General features: G+C 36.5%; 17 protein-coding genes and 1 riboswitch. Of the genes, 5 read left to right on the forward strand and 12 right to left on the reverse strand.

Annotation, left to right across the window (positions count from 1 at the left end; translation table 11 throughout):
* Window positions 1-46: 46 nt before the first annotated feature.
* The 9 genes from gabD to AC0NJG_RS16390 all read right to left on the reverse strand — a co-directional run bounded on the left by gabD (window position 47) and on the right by AC0NJG_RS16390 (window position 10,338).
* On the reverse strand, window positions 47-1,498 hold the full coding sequence (gene gabD / locus AC0NJG_RS16350) for an NADP-dependent succinate-semialdehyde dehydrogenase (RefSeq protein WP_087994634.1): 1,452 nt from the start codon (window positions 1,496-1,498) through the stop codon (window positions 47-49).
* Window positions 1,491-2,858: a sigma-54 interaction domain-containing protein gene (locus AC0NJG_RS16355; protein WP_087951969.1), complete on the reverse strand. Its 1,368-nt coding sequence runs from the start codon at window positions 2,856-2,858 to the stop codon at window positions 1,491-1,493. Before AC0NJG_RS16355 ends, gabD begins: the two co-directional genes overlap by 8 nt.
* 116 nt (window positions 2,859-2,974) lie before the next feature.
* Window positions 2,975-4,339: a 4-aminobutyrate--2-oxoglutarate transaminase gene (gene gabT / locus AC0NJG_RS16360; RefSeq protein WP_087951968.1), complete on the reverse strand. Its 1,365-nt coding sequence runs from the start codon at window positions 4,337-4,339 to the stop codon at window positions 2,975-2,977.
* A 154-nt stretch (window positions 4,340-4,493) separates the two neighbouring features.
* Window positions 4,494-5,240 (reverse strand): HAD family hydrolase, encoded by a 747-nt coding sequence (locus tag AC0NJG_RS16365; protein WP_087951967.1) that lies wholly within the window; start codon window positions 5,238-5,240, stop codon window positions 4,494-4,496.
* Between the two features lie 138 nt (window positions 5,241-5,378).
* Entirely contained in the window at window positions 5,379-6,284 is a 906-nt protein-coding gene (locus AC0NJG_RS16370) for a diacylglycerol kinase (RefSeq protein ID WP_000977677.1), read from the reverse strand.
* 470 nt (window positions 6,285-6,754) lie between these two features.
* On the reverse strand, window positions 6,755-8,182 hold the full coding sequence (gatB, locus tag AC0NJG_RS16375; RefSeq protein WP_001047685.1) for an Asp-tRNA(Asn)/Glu-tRNA(Gln) amidotransferase subunit GatB: 1,428 nt from the start codon (window positions 8,180-8,182) through the stop codon (window positions 6,755-6,757).
* Window positions 8,183-8,196: 14 nt separating this feature from the next.
* On the reverse strand, window positions 8,197-9,654 hold the full coding sequence (gene gatA / locus AC0NJG_RS16380; RefSeq protein WP_000051446.1) for an Asp-tRNA(Asn)/Glu-tRNA(Gln) amidotransferase subunit GatA: 1,458 nt from the start codon (window positions 9,652-9,654) through the stop codon (window positions 8,197-8,199).
* A 15-nt stretch (window positions 9,655-9,669) separates the two neighbouring features.
* The gene (gene gatC, locus AC0NJG_RS16385; RefSeq protein WP_000086999.1) at window positions 9,670-9,960 is read right to left on the reverse strand and encodes an Asp-tRNA(Asn)/Glu-tRNA(Gln) amidotransferase subunit GatC; all 291 of its coding nucleotides are present in this window, start codon (window positions 9,958-9,960) and stop codon (window positions 9,670-9,672) included.
* 141 nt (window positions 9,961-10,101) lie between these two features.
* On the reverse strand, window positions 10,102-10,338 hold the full coding sequence (locus tag AC0NJG_RS16390; protein ID WP_087951966.1) for a YiaA/YiaB family inner membrane protein: 237 nt from the start codon (window positions 10,336-10,338) through the stop codon (window positions 10,102-10,104).
* A gap of 229 nt (window positions 10,339-10,567) precedes the next feature.
* On the opposite strand from AC0NJG_RS16390, the gene AC0NJG_RS16395 reads away from it, so the two are divergent.
* The 4 genes from AC0NJG_RS16395 to AC0NJG_RS16410 all read left to right on the forward strand — a co-directional run bounded on the left by AC0NJG_RS16395 (window position 10,568) and on the right by AC0NJG_RS16410 (window position 13,021).
* Window positions 10,568-11,050: a MarR family winged helix-turn-helix transcriptional regulator gene (locus tag AC0NJG_RS16395; protein WP_087951965.1), complete on the forward strand. Its 483-nt coding sequence runs from the start codon at window positions 10,568-10,570 to the stop codon at window positions 11,048-11,050.
* Window positions 11,051-11,126: 76 nt separating this feature from the next.
* Window positions 11,127-12,308: an ArsA family ATPase gene (locus AC0NJG_RS16400; RefSeq protein ID WP_087951964.1), complete on the forward strand. Its 1,182-nt coding sequence runs from the start codon at window positions 11,127-11,129 to the stop codon at window positions 12,306-12,308.
* Window positions 12,301-12,492 (forward strand): DUF3926 domain-containing protein, encoded by a 192-nt coding sequence (locus AC0NJG_RS16405; RefSeq protein WP_140168487.1) that lies wholly within the window; start codon window positions 12,301-12,303, stop codon window positions 12,490-12,492. Before AC0NJG_RS16400 ends, AC0NJG_RS16405 begins: the two co-directional genes overlap by 8 nt.
* Before the next feature lie 58 nt (window positions 12,493-12,550).
* Window positions 12,551-13,021, forward strand: coding sequence for an HXXEE domain-containing protein (locus AC0NJG_RS16410; RefSeq protein WP_087994636.1), 471 nt, complete (start codon window positions 12,551-12,553; stop codon window positions 13,019-13,021).
* Window positions 13,022-13,193: 172 nt separating this feature from the next.
* On the opposite strand, the gene AC0NJG_RS16415 is transcribed toward AC0NJG_RS16410, so the two are convergent.
* The 3 genes from AC0NJG_RS16415 to AC0NJG_RS16425 are packed head-to-tail and all read right to left on the reverse strand — an operon-like array spanning window position 13,194 to window position 15,744.
* Window positions 13,194-14,048: a MetQ/NlpA family ABC transporter substrate-binding protein gene (locus AC0NJG_RS16415; RefSeq protein WP_087951962.1), complete on the reverse strand. Its 855-nt coding sequence runs from the start codon at window positions 14,046-14,048 to the stop codon at window positions 13,194-13,196.
* 21 nt (window positions 14,049-14,069) lie between these two features.
* Window positions 14,070-14,735 carry a methionine ABC transporter permease gene (locus tag AC0NJG_RS16420; RefSeq protein ID WP_087951961.1) on the reverse strand — a complete coding sequence of 222 codons (666 nt, stop codon included), beginning with the start codon at window positions 14,733-14,735 and terminating at the stop codon, window positions 14,070-14,072.
* Window positions 14,725-15,744 carry a methionine ABC transporter ATP-binding protein gene (locus AC0NJG_RS16425; protein WP_087951960.1) on the reverse strand — a complete coding sequence of 340 codons (1,020 nt, stop codon included), beginning with the start codon at window positions 15,742-15,744 and terminating at the stop codon, window positions 14,725-14,727. The genes AC0NJG_RS16420 and AC0NJG_RS16425 overlap by 11 nt, the downstream gene beginning before the upstream one ends.
* A 123-nt stretch (window positions 15,745-15,867) precedes the next feature.
* Window positions 15,868-15,974, reverse strand: a riboswitch (SAM riboswitch).
* Between the two features lie 242 nt (window positions 15,975-16,216).
* On the opposite strand from AC0NJG_RS16425, the gene AC0NJG_RS16430 reads away from it, so the two are divergent.
* Window positions 16,217-16,780, forward strand: coding sequence for a cysteine hydrolase family protein (locus tag AC0NJG_RS16430; RefSeq protein WP_087994638.1), 564 nt, complete (start codon window positions 16,217-16,219; stop codon window positions 16,778-16,780).
* Window positions 16,781-16,828: the final 48 nt, after the last annotated feature.

Here is a 16,828-nt window from a genome sequence, read left to right on the forward strand (position 1 = left end):
CTAGAATCTCCTTCTCTGTTACCTTATAGAGATTCTAGTATACTACTTATAGTCCTAATGAAATATATTTAATTTCTAAATATTCCTCGATACCGAAATGACCTCCTTCACGGCCAATGCCACTCTCCTTAAAGCCACCAAACGGTGCTTGTGCAACTGATGGAAGTCCATCATTTAATCCGATAATACCGTATTCTAACGCTTCGCTAATTTGGAATGCTTGACTAATATCTTTTGTGAAAATATACGCCGCTAAACCGTATGGTGTATTGTTTGCACGTTCAATTACTTCTTCAACTGTTTTAAATTTCGCAACTGGTGCAACTGGTCCAAATGTTTCTTCAGTCATACAAAGCATCGTATCATTTGCCAACCCAATTACAGTCGGTTGCATAAAGTGTCCATCTAGCTCTACAACCTTTTGGCCACCATATAAAACCGTTCCCCCCTTTTGAATAGCATCTTCAATATGTTCCTGTACTTTCGAAACTGCATTCTCGTCAATAAGTGGTCCTACAGTCGTTCCGTCACCGAAACCGTCTCCTACTTTCAACTGCCCTACTGCCTTTTGGAACTTCTCTACAAACGCTTCATACACTTCTTCCTGAACAAATACTCGGTTTGTACATATACACGTTTGTCCTGCGTTACGGAATTTCGAACCGATTACTGCCTCTACTGCTTTATCTAAGTCTGCATCATTCATAACAATAAACGGTGCGTGACCGCCTAACTCAAGTGAAACCTTTTTCATCGTTTGTGCCGCACTAGCCATTAACTCTTTCCCAATTTCCGTTGATCCTGTAAAGGACACTTTTCGAACACGCCCATCTTCCATCCACGTATCAGCAATTGCTTTTGCACTACCTGTTACAATATTTATTACACCTTTTGGAATGTCCGCTTCATGAGCTAATTCAGCTAATTTTAACGCAGTTAACGGCGTTTGACTTGCAGGTTTTACAACCGCTGTACATCCTGCTGCAAGTGCCGGGGCTACCTTTCTCGTAATCATAGCGGCAGGGAAGTTCCAAGGCGTAATAGCTGCCATAACGCCAACTGGTTGCTTCATAACTAAAATACGTTTATTCGGATGAGAAGCAGGAATCATTTCACCATATATGCGTTTTCCTTCTTCCGCATACCATTCAACAAAACTATTTGCATAATTCACTTCACCAAGTGCTTCTGCAAATGGCTTTCCTTGTTCTCTCGTCATAATCGCTGCAATCTCTTCTTTATTTTCATCGATAAGTGTGAACCATTTTTTTAACTTCACTGCACGGTCTGCTGCTGTTAACTTAGACCATGATTTAAAAGCTTCATGAGCAGCATCAACGGCTTGCTTTGCCTCAGTTACCCCACCCTTTGGTACAGTCGCAAATATTTCCTTCGTTGCTGGATTATTTACTTCGATTTGTTCTTGCAATGTAATCCACTCACCATTTATATACATCGCCTTTTTCTCTACATTTACAAACATCGCTTTTTTATCCAATGTTCTCTTCCTCCTCTATAAGTTTCTTTATTTTCCTCGTGGCAGCAGATTGACTTATTTTTAAAAACTCCGCTACTTTATAACTCGATCCGTATGTTTTATATGCTTTCAAAATAATATTCCGTTCTACGTCTTCTAACATTTTATAGAGACTTTGACCAGACTGTTCAACTGTTGATTCTTGCATCGCTATTGGCAAATCCTCTATCGTAACGATATCATCAGCAGTTATAACAATTCGCTCAATCACATTTTCAATTTCTCTATTATTTCCTTCCCACGGGTAACCAACAAACATTTGCAATGTGCTAGGCGCTAATTTTACATTCCGACCATATTTCCCGTTAAAGTGTTGTAAATAATGATAAATGAGTGGCAAGATGTCTTCCGTTCTTTCCCTTAGTGGTGGAATTAAAATCGGAATGACATTCAGACGATAATATAAATCTTTACGGAATGTTCCTTGTTTCACCATCATACTTAAATCTCTATTTGTTGCCGCTACAATTCTAACGTCCACCTTTTTTAATTCTCTTCCGCCTATAGGGCGAAACGTTTTTTCTTGCAACACTTGCAAAAGCTTCGCTTGAATTTCAAGCGGCATTTCACCAATTTCATCTAAGAAAAGAGTTCCTTTATGCGCTGATTCTAATAGTCCCTTTTTCCCTTCACGATTCGCACCTGTAAAAGATCCGCCTGCGTATCCAAAAAGCTCTGATTCAATTAAATTCGTTGGCAATGCCGCACAGTTAATTTCATAGAAACTTTCATTCTTCCGGTTACTCACTTCATGTAAATGACGCACCAATCGACTCTTCCCCACTCCTGTCTCACCTAAAACGAGAACAGTACTATCTACCACCGATACTTTCTTGATTGTCTCGACTATTTTTTGCATAGCGATACTTTTAAAAATAAGTCCTTCATGTTCATATGTTTCTCTTAATTCTTTTTTATATGTTTTTAACTGATTATCCATTTCTTCTACCTTTTGACGTAATTGATAGAGTTCTGTAAGATCACGAGAGTAACTAATCACCCTTCTTAAATTTCCCTCATCATCAAAAACGGGCCTTGTACGAACGTGTAAATACTCTCCTGATTTTGTCGTTTGAACGAGTTCAATCGGCCTCTTTTTTTCAATTACTTCTAACGTTGCTGATGGATAAAAGATACCATCCTTCTGCAATTCTTTTACATGTTTACCTACTAACTCTTTAGCAGCTAATTGATAGTGCCTTTCACATGTACTATTTACACGCACAACGATTCCCTTTTCGTCAGTCACAAAAATTTCGTCAAACGCATATTCAAATACATCTTGTAAATCCATTAACACTCGTTCCTTTTCTGCAACCATCCTAGCCACCCCTAACTTCCAATCCATCGATTCACTTCACTACCTTTATTATAAAGTGAATTTTCTGCATTTTATATAGAGTCAGCTAGAATGTTTGCTGTTTTATTATTTAACTTTTAAACACGAGCAATATTTGCTTTCTCATAACAGACTTGCAATGATTCTTCAATGATTGTTAATCCTTCTTCAAGTTGCTCATCTGTAATTACTAATGGCATTAGCACACGAATAACATTACCGTATGTTCCTGCTGATAGTAGAAGTAATCCGCGTTTGTTTGCTTCTGTGCACAAATTAGCTGTTAACGTTTTATCAGGTGCTTTCGTCTTACGATCTTGAACGAGCTCAAATGCACACATTGCTCCTAAACCGCGTACATCACCGATGCAATTATATTTATTTTTCATCTCTTCGAATCGGTTCATTACGACTTTCCCTAATTCTATCGCTCTATCATTTAAATTCTCTTTTTCTATTACATCAAGTACTGCTAATGCTGCCGCACATCCTAGCGGGCTTCCTGCATACGTTCCACCAAGTTCTCCTGGTGCAGACTCATTCATAATTTCTTTGCGCCCAATAACACCACTAATCGGTACACCAGCACCTAATGATTTAGATACCGTAATTAAATCCGGAACGACATCATAATGATCAATGGCAAAATATTTTCCTGTACGGCTAAATCCAGTTTGAATTTCATCCGCTACAAATAAGATGCCGTGTTCTGAACAAATATTGCGTACTTCTTGCACAAACTTCTTACTCGGGACGATAAACCCACCTTCCCCTTGAACAGGTTCCATTACAACGGCTGCAATCGTTTCTGGCGCTACTTCTGATATGAAGAAATTCTTAAACTCTTCAATCATAAAGTCATCGTACTGCTCTTCAGTTAGTCCTTCCGGGCGACGATATTCGTACGGAAATGGCGCTTTATATACTTCCGGAGCAAATGGGCCAAATCCAAATTTATATGGTTTTACTTTACTTGTCATCGTCATTGTCATTAATGTACGACCGTGGAATCCTTTAGAAAATGCAATAATACCAGGTCTTTTTGTATATTTACGAGCGATTTTCACCGCATTCTCAACTGCTTCTGCACCACTATTTAAAAATAGTACTTGCTTATCAAAACTTCCTGGCGCTAATGCCGCAAGTTTTTCTGCTAATTCAATATATGGCTCATACATCATGACATTAAATCCAGTATGAATGTATTGATCTACTTGTTTATGGAGTACTTCTTTAACAGCTGGGTGACAATGCCCTACGTTAATTGTTCCTATTGCTCCAGCAAAATCAATGTACTGATTGCCATCAACATCAGTAACAAGAGCACCATTTGCAGATTGTACAAACGTTGGGATGCCGTTACTTACTCCTTTTGGTACTATATTTTGGCGGCGTTCTAGTAAAGACGCTGCTTTCGGTCCAGGAATTTGTTCATTTACTTTAGCAAATTTTTTTGTATTCATTACGTACCTCATCCTTTTCTTTACATTGTTTTCTCTTTTCATTGCAAAATGTATGCCAATATTCTTTTTCAGTATTCATCCTACATACCTTCTATTTCGCCATAAAAAATAAGTCTATAAAGACTCATTAAGAGTCTTTATAGACTTATTTTTCTTACACATTAGACTTTCCTTTTTCCCAAACAAACTCACCTAAATGAGAAATAAAGTCCCCAACAGATTGTACTACTAAATCAGCAAGTGGTTCTAACGTTTGACGATCTCCTGTACCAGATAGTACTCCAATTGCATAGCAATCGCCGCCATTTTTCGCTAAATATAAATCAGTCGGTGTATCCCCAACGACCGCTACTTCACATGCCTCTAAATGAAACTTCTCACAAAAGGATTCTACAATTCTTTTATCTGGTTTTTGTGCTGGAAATGTATCTGAAGCTACAACATAATCAAAAAAAGACTCTAATTGATACTGTTTTAAAAATAATTCTGTCGGTGCGAAATCATCAGCTGTCACAACACCTAAAATAAATCCTCTATCCTTTAAACTTTGTAAAATTCTCGGTAAATCTGCCGTCATTTTCATATAGGAACGGTGCTCGTACATAAGCGAAAATAATTTTTCACTTACCCATTCATGCATTTCCTCTTCTTTAGATGACGTAATATACTTACAAAGCCCCTTTGCTACATCAAGGCTTGTTCCTGCCGCTATTGCGCTACGAGGGTTCACAAACACCCCCTCCACGCCGATCTCTTTTAATAAAGTAGGCTGCATTGACTTTGGCAGTTCATATAAATTGATACATTCCGCCACAAGTTCTTCAGCTACTTTTATCCAAATTGAATGAAAATCCATTAATGTCCCATCTTTATCAAATAGTATTGCTTTTACCTTCTCCATAGCACCCTACCTCTCGTCTCTTATCTCCTCCAGTGTATCAATAAAGTATGGATATAAAATAAACAAATTGTAAAAATACCATAAAAATCAAACTAACTTCAAATTTACAATTCTTCTATATAATAAAAAAGGATGCCTTTACAGGGCATCCTCTTGATGTTCAGGAACAAATAGTTCCAGACAATGATACATATTTTCGAATTCCATCGGTGCATCTCCACCATATTCACCATCTAAATTAATCATTAGTTTATCTGGTGAATGCACTTTAATTCGGTTCGCTTGTGTGTATAGTACTTTTGGATTGTTAATATGTTCACCACGCTGCGCTTGTGTTGCAGCTTTAATTAAGTCGGCAATCGAACCTTTTTTCAGCACTAATAAATCAAATAAGCCATCGTTAATCGATGCATATGGTGCTACCTTTTCAAAGCCGCCCACTGAACGAGTATTCGTAATTAAAAACATCGTAATTTCTTCTTGTAGTAATTTTCCATCATACTCAATTTCAACATATGTTGGATGTAGTGATGGTAGCATTTCAATACCTTTTAAATAATAAGCAAGTTGTCCTAATACAGTCTTTAGCTTACTTGGTACTTCATATGTTAATTCTGTAATACGACCGCCACCGGCGATGTTAATAAAATATGTATCGTTTGCTCTACCAAGGTCTAATGGCACAGTTTTTCCTTCACAAATAATATCCGCTGCTTCTTCAATAGAACGAGGTACACCGATTGCACGTGCAAAGTCATTTGTCGTTCCAACTGGAATAATTCCAAATTTCGGACGGAATTCATGACCAACTAGACCGTTTACGACTTCATTTAACGTGCCGTCACCACCAGCCGCAATAACAACATCAAATTTACGCTCTACAGCTTGCCTCGCCGCCACAGTTGCGTCTCCAGGACCCGTTGTCGCATGACAAGATGCTTCATATCCAGCTTGTTCTAATTTTTGTAATACTTCCGGTAAGCTCTTCTTAAATAGCTCACGCCCAGAAGTAGGATTATAAATAATTCTTGCTCGCTTCATCATTTATTAGCACAGGAAATTTCTTTATGTATCGACAAAGAACATACCGAACTTCTATTCAGTATTCCCGTGCCTACCTCCTCTCATCTTCCTATCCTTCTTTTATCTCGCTCAAACAGGCAGTAAGAACCCGATTCGTGTAGCCCATCAAAAGTAAATATTCATTTCAATGGTTTTGTTTTATTTGACAAAAAAATTTATGTCCATCTATTTCCTCACAACAATTTACATATAACGAATAATAATTATCTATTATTTCATGAGATGAAAAAACCTCTATTTCTAGATTTATCATTATTCCCACCTTTTTGCAACTATCATACCATAGTTGCTATACAAACATTTTTCCACTTTTGACAGTTAATCAAACGTTTGTTTAAATAATTTTCTCTCATTTAAACAAACGTTTGATTAACCTAGAAAAACACCCATGTACGGGTGTTTTTCTGCTTAATCTTTAAAAGTTACTACTATTATCGCTTATTAATCTCTTCAAGTAAGATTTTGTTAACAAGCGGTGGATTTGCTTGTCCTTTTGTAGCTTTCATAATTTGACCAACTAAGAAGCCAATTGCACGGTCTTTACCGTTTTTAAAGTCTTCGATAGATTGCTCATTATTATCAAGAATTTCTGTTACAACTTTACGAAGTGTACCCTCGTCAGAAATTTGAACAAGACCTTTCGCTTTAACGATTTCTTCTGGGTCTCCACCTTTTTCAATTAATTCGTTAAATACTTTCTTCGCAATTTTAGAAGAAATTGTACCTTTTTCAATTAATTGAACCATTTTAGATAAACCAGCAGGCGTTAATGCAACGTCTTTTAATTCTTTTTGTTGTTTGTTTAAATATGCCAGTACTTCACCCATTAACCAGTTTGATGTTAATTTCGCATCAGCACCGTCTGCAACAGTTGCTTCGAAGAAATCAGACATTTCTTTCGTTAATGTTAATACATGTGCATCATAAGCTGGTAAGCCTAATTCTGCAACGTAGCGAGCTTTACGCGCATCTGGAAGTTCTGGAATAGAGGCACGAACCGCTTCTTTCCACTCATCATCGATGTAAAGTTCAACTAAATCTGGCTCTGGGAAGTAACGGTAATCATCAGATCCTTCTTTCACACGCATTAAGATTGTTTTCTTCGTTGCTTCATCATAACGACGTGTTTCTTGTTGGATGATACCACCAGATAATAATTCTTTTTCTTGACGCACTTGCTCATGCTCAAGACCTTTTTGTACGTAAGTGAATGAGTTTAAGTTTTTCAGTTCTGCTTTTGTACCGAACTTCTCTTGTCCAACTGGACGAAGAGAGATGTTCGCATCACAACGCAAGGAACCTTCTTCCATCTTACAATCAGATACGCCAGTGTATTGAATGATTGATTTTAACTTCTCTAAGTATGCATATGCTTCTTCTGGCGTACGCATATCTGGCTCAGACACGATCTCGATTAAAGGCATACCTTGACGGTTATAGTCTACTAATGAACCATCAGCTGTATGCGTTGATTTACCAGCATCTTCTTCTAAATGAAGACGTGTAATACCGATACGTTTCTTTTTACCGTCTACTTCGATTTCAATCCAGCCATTTTCACCAATTGGCTTATCAAATTGAGAAATTTGGTAAGCTTTCGGATTATCTGGGTAGAAATAGTTTTTACGGTCGAACTTCGTTTCCGTTGCGATTTCACAGTTTAATGCCATTGCAGCTTTCATTGCAAAGTTAACTGCTTCTTTATTTAAAGTAGGAAGTACCCCTGGGTATCCTAAGTCAATTACACTTGTTTGTGTATTTGGCTCCGCTCCGAATTCTGTTGGACTCGCAGAGAAAATTTTCGAATTTGTTTTTAACTCAACGTGAACCTCTAAACCAATAATTGTTTCTAAATTCATCTATGCTCGCCTCCTTACAGACTTGCTTTTTTTGTATGATAGTCTGTTGCTTGCTCAAACGCATGTGCAACGCGGTAAATTGTCGCTTCATCGAAGTGTTTACCAATGATTTGTAAACCAAGTGGCATGTTGTTAGCACCGAATCCACATGGAACAGAAATCGCTGGAACACCCGCTAAGTTTACTGGGATTGTTAAAATGTCATTTGCATACATTGTCATTGGATCATCAACTTTTTCGCCCACTTTAAATGCCGGAGTTGGCGTTGTTGGTCCAATAATAACATCATAGTTAGCAAATACATTTTCAAAGTCGTTTTTAATTAATGTACGTACTTGTTGTGCTTTTTTGTAATATGCATCATAGTAACCAGAGCTAAGTGCAAATGTACCAAGCATAATACGACGTTTTACTTCATCACCGAAGCCTTCGCTACGTGTGTTTTTGTAAAGATCCATTAAGTTATTCACATTATCAGAACGAACACCATAACGTACGCCATCAAAGCGTGAAAGGTTAGCTGATGCTTCAGAAGAAGATAATAAGTAATACGTTGCTAGAGCGTATTTAGAGTGTGGAAGAGATACTTCCTCCCAAGTTGCGCCCATACCTTCTAATACTTTTAAAGCAGCTAGTACTGACTCACGAGCTTCTTCGCCAACACCTTCTCCTAAGTATTCTTTCGGTACAGCAATGCGTAAACCTTTAACGTCGCCTGTTAAACCAGCTAAGTAGTTTCCTACTTCAACGTTAGCAGAAGTTGCATCCATACGGTCAAGACCTGAAATAGCTTGTAATAAGTATGCATTGTCTTCTACTGTACGTGTGATCGGTCCGATTTGGTCAAGTGAAGATGCAAATGCTACTAATCCGTAACGAGATACACGTCCGTAAGTTGGTTTTAAACCTACAACGCCGCAATATGCAGCTGGTTGACGGATAGAACCACCCGTATCAGAACCTAGAGAGAATAATACTTCTCCTGCTGCTACAGCTGCTGCAGAACCACCACTAGATCCACCTGGAACGTAATCTAAGTTCCATGGATTTTTCGTAGCGTAGAAACCTGAGTTTTCATTTGAAGAACCCATTGCGAACTCGTCCATATTTAATTTACCGATTGTAATTGTGTCAGCAGCTTTTAGCTTTTGCACAACTGTCGCATCATAAATTGGATCGAAGTTTGCTAACATTTTGCTTGCACAAGTCGTACGAAGACCGTTAGTTACAATGTTATCTTTAACACCGATTGGCATACCGAATAATAAACCATTATCTTCAGCACCAATTTTCGCGTCTAATTCTTTCGCTTTCGCGCGTGCGTTTTCTTCATCTAATGTAAGAAAAGCTTTTACGTTATCTTCAACATCCGCAATACGTTTGTAAGATTCTTCTACTAAATCCGTAACGGAAATTTCTTTGTTGTTTAATTTCTTATGTAACTCTGATACTGAATGATCAAATAATGACATCGAAATTCCCCTCCTCTATTCTAATACTGCTGGAACACGGATTTGATTATCTTTGTGATCCGGTGCATTTTTTAATACTTCTTCAACTGGTAAACCTTTTTCTGGTACATCTTCACGCATAACATTTTTCATAGTTAATACATGAGTTGTTGGTTTTACATCTGTTGTATCTAATTCATTTAACTGTTCTGCAAATGTAACAATTGCATCTAGTTGTTTTTGAAATTTTTCTGCTTCTTGATCAGTAATTGCAAGACGTGCTAAATGTGCTACGTGCTTTACATTCTCAACGGAAATTCTTGACACGGCTAGGCCACCTCCATAATATATCGTTCAATCTACAATACTATTGATGATACCAAATTTTCAGTACTTCAAGCAAGTCAACACACGGCACTTACAGCATTTTTACATAAAAAAAGAAAGGCAAACGCCTTTCTTTACGATTTACTCTTTATCTGACGGTTTATTTTTCGGAAATCTCTCGTTATCTTCTTCATTATCACGAATTGTTTTTTGTAATACAAAACAAGACATCGTTAAAAATAGTGTTCCAATTAAATAATATCCTTTTACACTAAGCGTTTCATCTAGCGTATAAATTCCAATTAGCATACCTGAAAGCGCGAAAACAAATGAAGTCCATGCTAAAAACGTGAACGCTTGCGTATTACGTCTTCTCATCATTCTCCCCCTCGTTAGCTGTACATCCATTATAGATAAGTATATTTACCACGATGTACTTTTATGTAAATTCTAGTTTTAAATTTATAAATCTAGCATAAAAAATACTGCTCAACGTTATTTTTCCGACTAATTAGAAAAAACAGTTAAAATGATTGACATTTATTTCAATCCCACATAAACTAAAAACAAATATTACGAACCTCGAAATATACGGGAGTGGAATTAATTGTTGCAATATGAACATTTTTTAGACTTACTGCTAGATAACGCCAAGAAACTTTTCTATCCTGAAGAATGGGTAAGCCTAGATTTAACACTTTCTAAAACTGAAGTATTTTGTTTACTTTGGATGGAGCGAAATACAGATATTACAATGACAAAAATCGCTGATCTTCTTGATATACCAATGAGTACAACGACGGGGGTTGTAAATCGCCTTGTAAAAAAAGGATATATTGAAAGGTACCGTGATGAAAACGATCGACGCATTGTATTAATTCGTTTAACAGAAAACGGCGTAATGCTCGTTCAAGAAGTAAAACAAAATGCAGCCAATTACTTTAACATAGTGACAGAAGCATTATCTGAAGAAGAAAAAACATTTTTACTACAAATCTTCCAAAAGATTATGAATCACATTGCTACGTCACAACAAAAAACAGAAGAAAAAGTTTCTACACCTAAAATGAAAAACATTCCGATTGAATAAAACCCTAGTTGGGTTTTTATTCAATCATTTATTTCGTCACTCGTAATATTCGATACTCGAAACAAGGGGGATATGAATGATGAGAATTATTTTGTATACAGGTAAAGGCGGCGTAGGAAAAACTAGCATTTCAGCAGCAACTGCACTTCAAAGCGCAAAACAAGGATTAAAAACTTTAGTAATGAGTACAGATCCGGCTCATAGTTTAGGAGATTCATTTGGTATAAAGCTATGTTCTGAGCCATTAGAAATTCGTAAAAATTTGTGGGCACAAGAAATTAATACAATTTATGAAATGGAAAAGGGCTGGGGAAAGTTACAGAAATATATTACACTACTCTTCACTTCCAAAGCAGCTGATGATATTACAACAGAAGAGTTAACGATGTTTCCTGGTATGGAAGATTTAATTAGCTTACTTCGCGTGCTCGATTATTATAAACAAAGCACATATGACGTTATTATCATTGATTGTGCTCCAACAGGAGAAACATTAGCAATGCTCAGCTTTCCAGACATGCTCGGCTGGTGGATGGAAAAACTCTTTCCTATTAAAAGAAAAGTTTTAAAGGTTGTTCGCCCTGTAGCTCAACCACTTCTTGGTGTCCCCCTTCCAACCGATGATATTATGGGCGAATTAACAAGTACACTTGAACAGCTCGGGGAAATGAGAGACATTTTATCAAACCGAGACGTAACAAGTATCCGCATCGTTGTAAATCCTGAAAAAATGGTCATTAAAGAAGCACAGCGCAGCTTTACGTATTTAAATTTATACGATTATAACGTAGATGCCGTTATGATCAACCGTGTCATTCCTAACACTGTCACCGATCCTTATTTTCAAGCATGGAAAGATACCCAAAAGAAATATAAAACATTAATTCAAGATAGTTTTGATCCACTTCCTATTTACGAAGCTCCAATGTTTGAACAAGAAGTTGTTGGTTTACCTATGTTAGAACGCGTAGGAGATGCTTTATTTAAAACTGATCATTGTCCTACTGAAGTAAAATTTAACGGTCGCACTCAATATGTAAAAAAAGATGGCGATGAGTATATTTTCGTTCTGTCCATTCCCTTCTCTAACAAAAGTGAACTTGCATTAAATCAAAAAGGTGATGAGCTTATCATTCGTGCTGGTTCTGTGAAACGAAATATCACATTGCCCAAAACATTAACGCACCTTTCTATTCGAGGGGCTAAGTTTGAAGATGATGTACTTAACATTCGGTTTGGAGGTGTCGTACATGCATGAAGAACTACTAAGGAAGGTCATCCGTACAAAAATAAAAGTCGGTATGCATATATTAGAAGAGTTACCTGCCCCAATCCAGCAATCAGCTAAGCAAATACTAAATATTTTACAAGAGGAACTTGCTGCTTATCCAAAAGAACAAGGGCATCATGAAGATAATTTAAAAAGTATTATAATTGAATGAACATCTCTGGATAGAGGGCCTTTCTAGGCTTTCTATCTCCATATTGGAGTGATGTAAGTTGTCAAAAAAAATTCCCACTATTATGCTTTGGCTTATTCCCTTTTTATTTTTCATTCATAACCTTGAAGAATTTTTCCAAATGCCACAATATCTTGCTAATCAATTTTCAATTACTTTTATAACTAGTCAACAATTTTCCATTGCTATTTCTATATTGACTCTCTTTGTTTTACTTATCGTCTTTCTATATCAACTAAACATCTTGCCTTCTATATACTGGATTATTTTTATACAAGGGGCAATTTTCTTCAACTCTGTTCAACATATTATTTTGTTTTTCATTTACCGTTCCTATAACCCTGGCGTAATATCCGCAGCTTTCATTGCCATCTTTTCTATTTTCTTTTTTTCATCCCAAAAACACTTAATTCATAAAAATAAATTCTTAATTACACTCGCTTTCAGCTTATTTTCTTATCCTATTATAATTTGGATTACCTTACTATTCGCTAGCTACTTTCATTCATAAAAAAAGACCAGGAAAACTCCTGGTCCATTACTCTACTTAACAAACATTGGATTCTATGTTATACAGAATTGGAAGGTACAGAATTAGGATTTGTTTTGTTTGTTAAGTAGATTATATGTTGAACGAACTAACAGCGGAGGGGTTCCTTCTGTTAGTCCATTAAACCCAATCACTATTTTACGATTTTTTCAAGCTCATCAAGTGAAAGATCTACTGAAATGGAACCATCATTTGTTTCTTTCTTAATTGCATCTGTTACTTCTTTTGAATGATATAGTTCAATTACTTTTTTCAGTGTTGGATCATCTTTATCTTTCGTACGAGCTGCGAAAATATTAATATATGGCTTCGCATTTTCATTCTTTGGATCTTCTAAGAAAATTGGATCCTTAGCTGGATCTAATCCAGCTTGACCAGCAACACCGTTATTAATAACTGAAGCTGCAACATCTTTTAATACACGAGGTGTTTGCTGTGCGATAACCGGTGTAATTTTTAACTTCTTCGGATTTTCAGCAATGCCGCTTGGATCTCCGAATAAGCCAAAGTCTTTCTTAAGCTTTAATAATCCAGCTGCATCAAGAAGTTTTAATGCACGCGCTTGGTTCGTTGGATCATTGGGAATCGCAATTTCTGAACCATCTGGAATTTCATTTGCTTTCTTATGTTTTTCAGAGTATAAACCCATTGGTGCAATTTGCGTTGTACCAACAGCTGTAATATCTAACTTATGCTCCTTTTTAAATTGTTCTAAGAATGCAATATGCTGGAATGAATTTAATTCAATATCTCCATCAGCTAACGCTTTATTTGGCGTTGTGTAATCAGAGAACTCAACCAGTTTAATTTTAATTCCTTCTTTTTCAGCTTTCTTCTTCAAAATTTCCCAAGCGTCTCCATCCGTTCCAGTTACACCGACGCGAACTACTTTTTCTTTCGCTCCTGCCCCTGTGTCTCCACTTGAGCAGCCGCTTAATGCTGAAACCCCTACAATCGCTGATAATGCAAATGCTAAAATTTTCTTCATTTTCTTTTCCCCTCTTCCTTTTTATGATCTGCGTAAAAAGACTTTCGCAAAGTAGTTTCCTAAGTTTTGAGCTACCTGTACGAGAATAATAAGTAAAACGACCGTTACGAACATAACCGATGTATCAAAACGTTGATAACCATATGTCATTGCTAAGTCACCAAGACCGCCACCACCGACAAGCCCAGCAACTGCAGAAAATTCAATTAAACCAACTGTCATAAATGTAACACCTAAAATTAATGGTGCTAACGCTTCTGGCACAAGAATTTCAAAAACAATTCTAATTGGTGAAGCACCCATCGCTTGCGCTGCTTCAATTACTCCCTTCGGAACAGAAACAAGATTTGTTTCAACCATTCTTGCAATACCAATTGATGCAACTAACGTCATTGGGAAAATTGCTGCTGCCGTTCCAATTGTCGTTCCGATAACACTTCTTGTTAGTGGACTTAAAGCTACTAAGAAAATAATGAATGGAATTGGACGAATTGTATTAATAATGATATTAAGAATAGAAAAGACCCATTTATTTTCTAAAAAATTTCCTTTTCTCGTTACATATAAAAGTAAACCCAGAGGTATACCAAGAATTGTAGCAAATATAAGGGTGACTATTACCATTAAGAGGGTATCCCCCGTCGCATCTAGTATGCGCGGCCAAAATATACTCCAATCAACTCGCATGAGCTTCCACCTCCTTCAGTTGCACTTGCAGTCTTAGATGTTGTAATGCTTTTTGAATTTCCCTCTGTTCGCCTTGCAATTCTACAAGAAGATTTCCAAATAGCACATTTTGAAGTTCAATAATATTTCCGTACAATACATTTACATCAACATTATAGTTTTTTGCGATATATGATAGTACCGGCTGTCCTGTCTCCTCACCAGTAAATGTTAGACGATAAATCTGACCACCATTTTGAATTTTTGCTAAAACACTTTCCGGTAAATGATCATTAATAACAGAACGTACAAAGTTTTGAGTCGTCTTTGTTTTTGGTTGCGTGAAAACATCAAACAGTTTTCCTTCTTCAATAACTTTTCCTTTCTCCATTACAGCTACACGGTGACAAATTTCTTTCACAACATGCATTTCATGTGTAATAAGAAGAATTGTTAAATTATATTCTCGATTTACTTTCTTTAATAAGTTTAGAATTTCTGTCGTTGTTTCTGGATCTAAAGCTGATGTTGCCTCGTCACATATAAGAATATCTGGTGATGTTGCAAGTGCTCTAGCAATACCAACACGCTGCTTTTGTCCGCCTGATAGCTGCTCTGGGTAATTGTTTGCTTTATCTTCTAACCCTACAAACTTCAGCAATTCATTTACTCTTTCTTTTATCTCATTCTTTGGTACTTTTGCTAACTTTAATGGATAAGCAATATTCCCAAATACTGTTCTTGAATTAAATAAATTAAAGCTTTGAAAAATCATCCCGATTCTTTGTCTTAGCTTCCGTAATTCTTTCGTCGATAATGATGTAATCTCTTTATCATCTATTGAAATCGTTCCTGCCGTTGGTCTCTCTAACATGTTTACTAGGCGTAATAACGTACTCTTTCCAGCGCCACTAAAACCAATAATGCCAAAAATTTCGCCTTTCTCAACTGATAACGTTACATCCTCCACCGCATGAACAGATTGCCCACCTGATTCATATACTTTACTTACATTATTAAAAGAAATCATTTTTTCCCCTCCTATATGCTGTAAAAACTTGAAGTAGAGCTCTCGAGGTAAAATAAAAAGTGCTCTCCTTCTTATCAACCATAAAGATAAGAAGGAGAGCACTTATATGTACTCGTTCACATCTTCTCATCTTCCAAGCCTTTCATAGGCTTGCTGGAGTTAGCACGGTATTAAAAAAACCCGTTGCTGAGGTATCGTAGGGCCAGTCCCTCCACCTCTCTGGATAAGAATGTATCGATTTAATTGTCGTTTAATTAATTCTCATTATAGAACTCAGAATAATAAGAGTCAATACATTTTTTAGAAAAATATTAATTATTTATTTATTGAAATTTTCAGATGAAAAATTCAATAAATAATAGTAATCTTTAAAGTTATGTAAAATTCTCCTCTTGCATATTTTTTTAAAGGATAATCTTCTCTACTAATTGAATACCATTATTTGAATATGAAATCGGAGGAAGATAAATATATGAAAACAGCTCTTTTACTCGTTGATATTCAAAATGATTATTTTCCACACGGCAAAATGGAATTACGTAATCCATTCGAAGCAAGCGCATATGCCCGTCGGCTACTACAGCTCTTTAGAAAGAAAAACGAACCTATTTTTCATATCCAACATGTAGCAATAAAAGAGGACGCTACTTTTTTCCTACCCAATACAGAAGGTGTACATATTCATGAAAGCGTACGCCCACTTAGAGAAGAAACGGTTATACTCAAGCATTATCCAAATAGTTTTCGCGAAACTGATCTTCTAAAGCAATTGCAACGTTTAGCTATTGAACACGTCGTCATATGCGGGATGATGACTCATATGTGTATTGATGCTACCGTAAGGGCTGCCTTTGATTTCGGCTTGCAATGTACTGTTATACATGATGCTTGTGCTACAAAAGACCTTTCTTTTAAGAATGCTACTATACCAGCCGTTTATATCCATAACACAATTTTAGCTAGTTTAAATGGCATATATGCAAATGTAATGAGTACAGAGGAGTTTTTAGCTACAAAAAAACACTCTCTTCAGTGAGCAAAACCGAAAAGAGTGTTTCTTGTCAAACCATAGATTTTCTTTCAA

The organism is Bacillus sp. SSR7, from assembly GCF_055902415.1.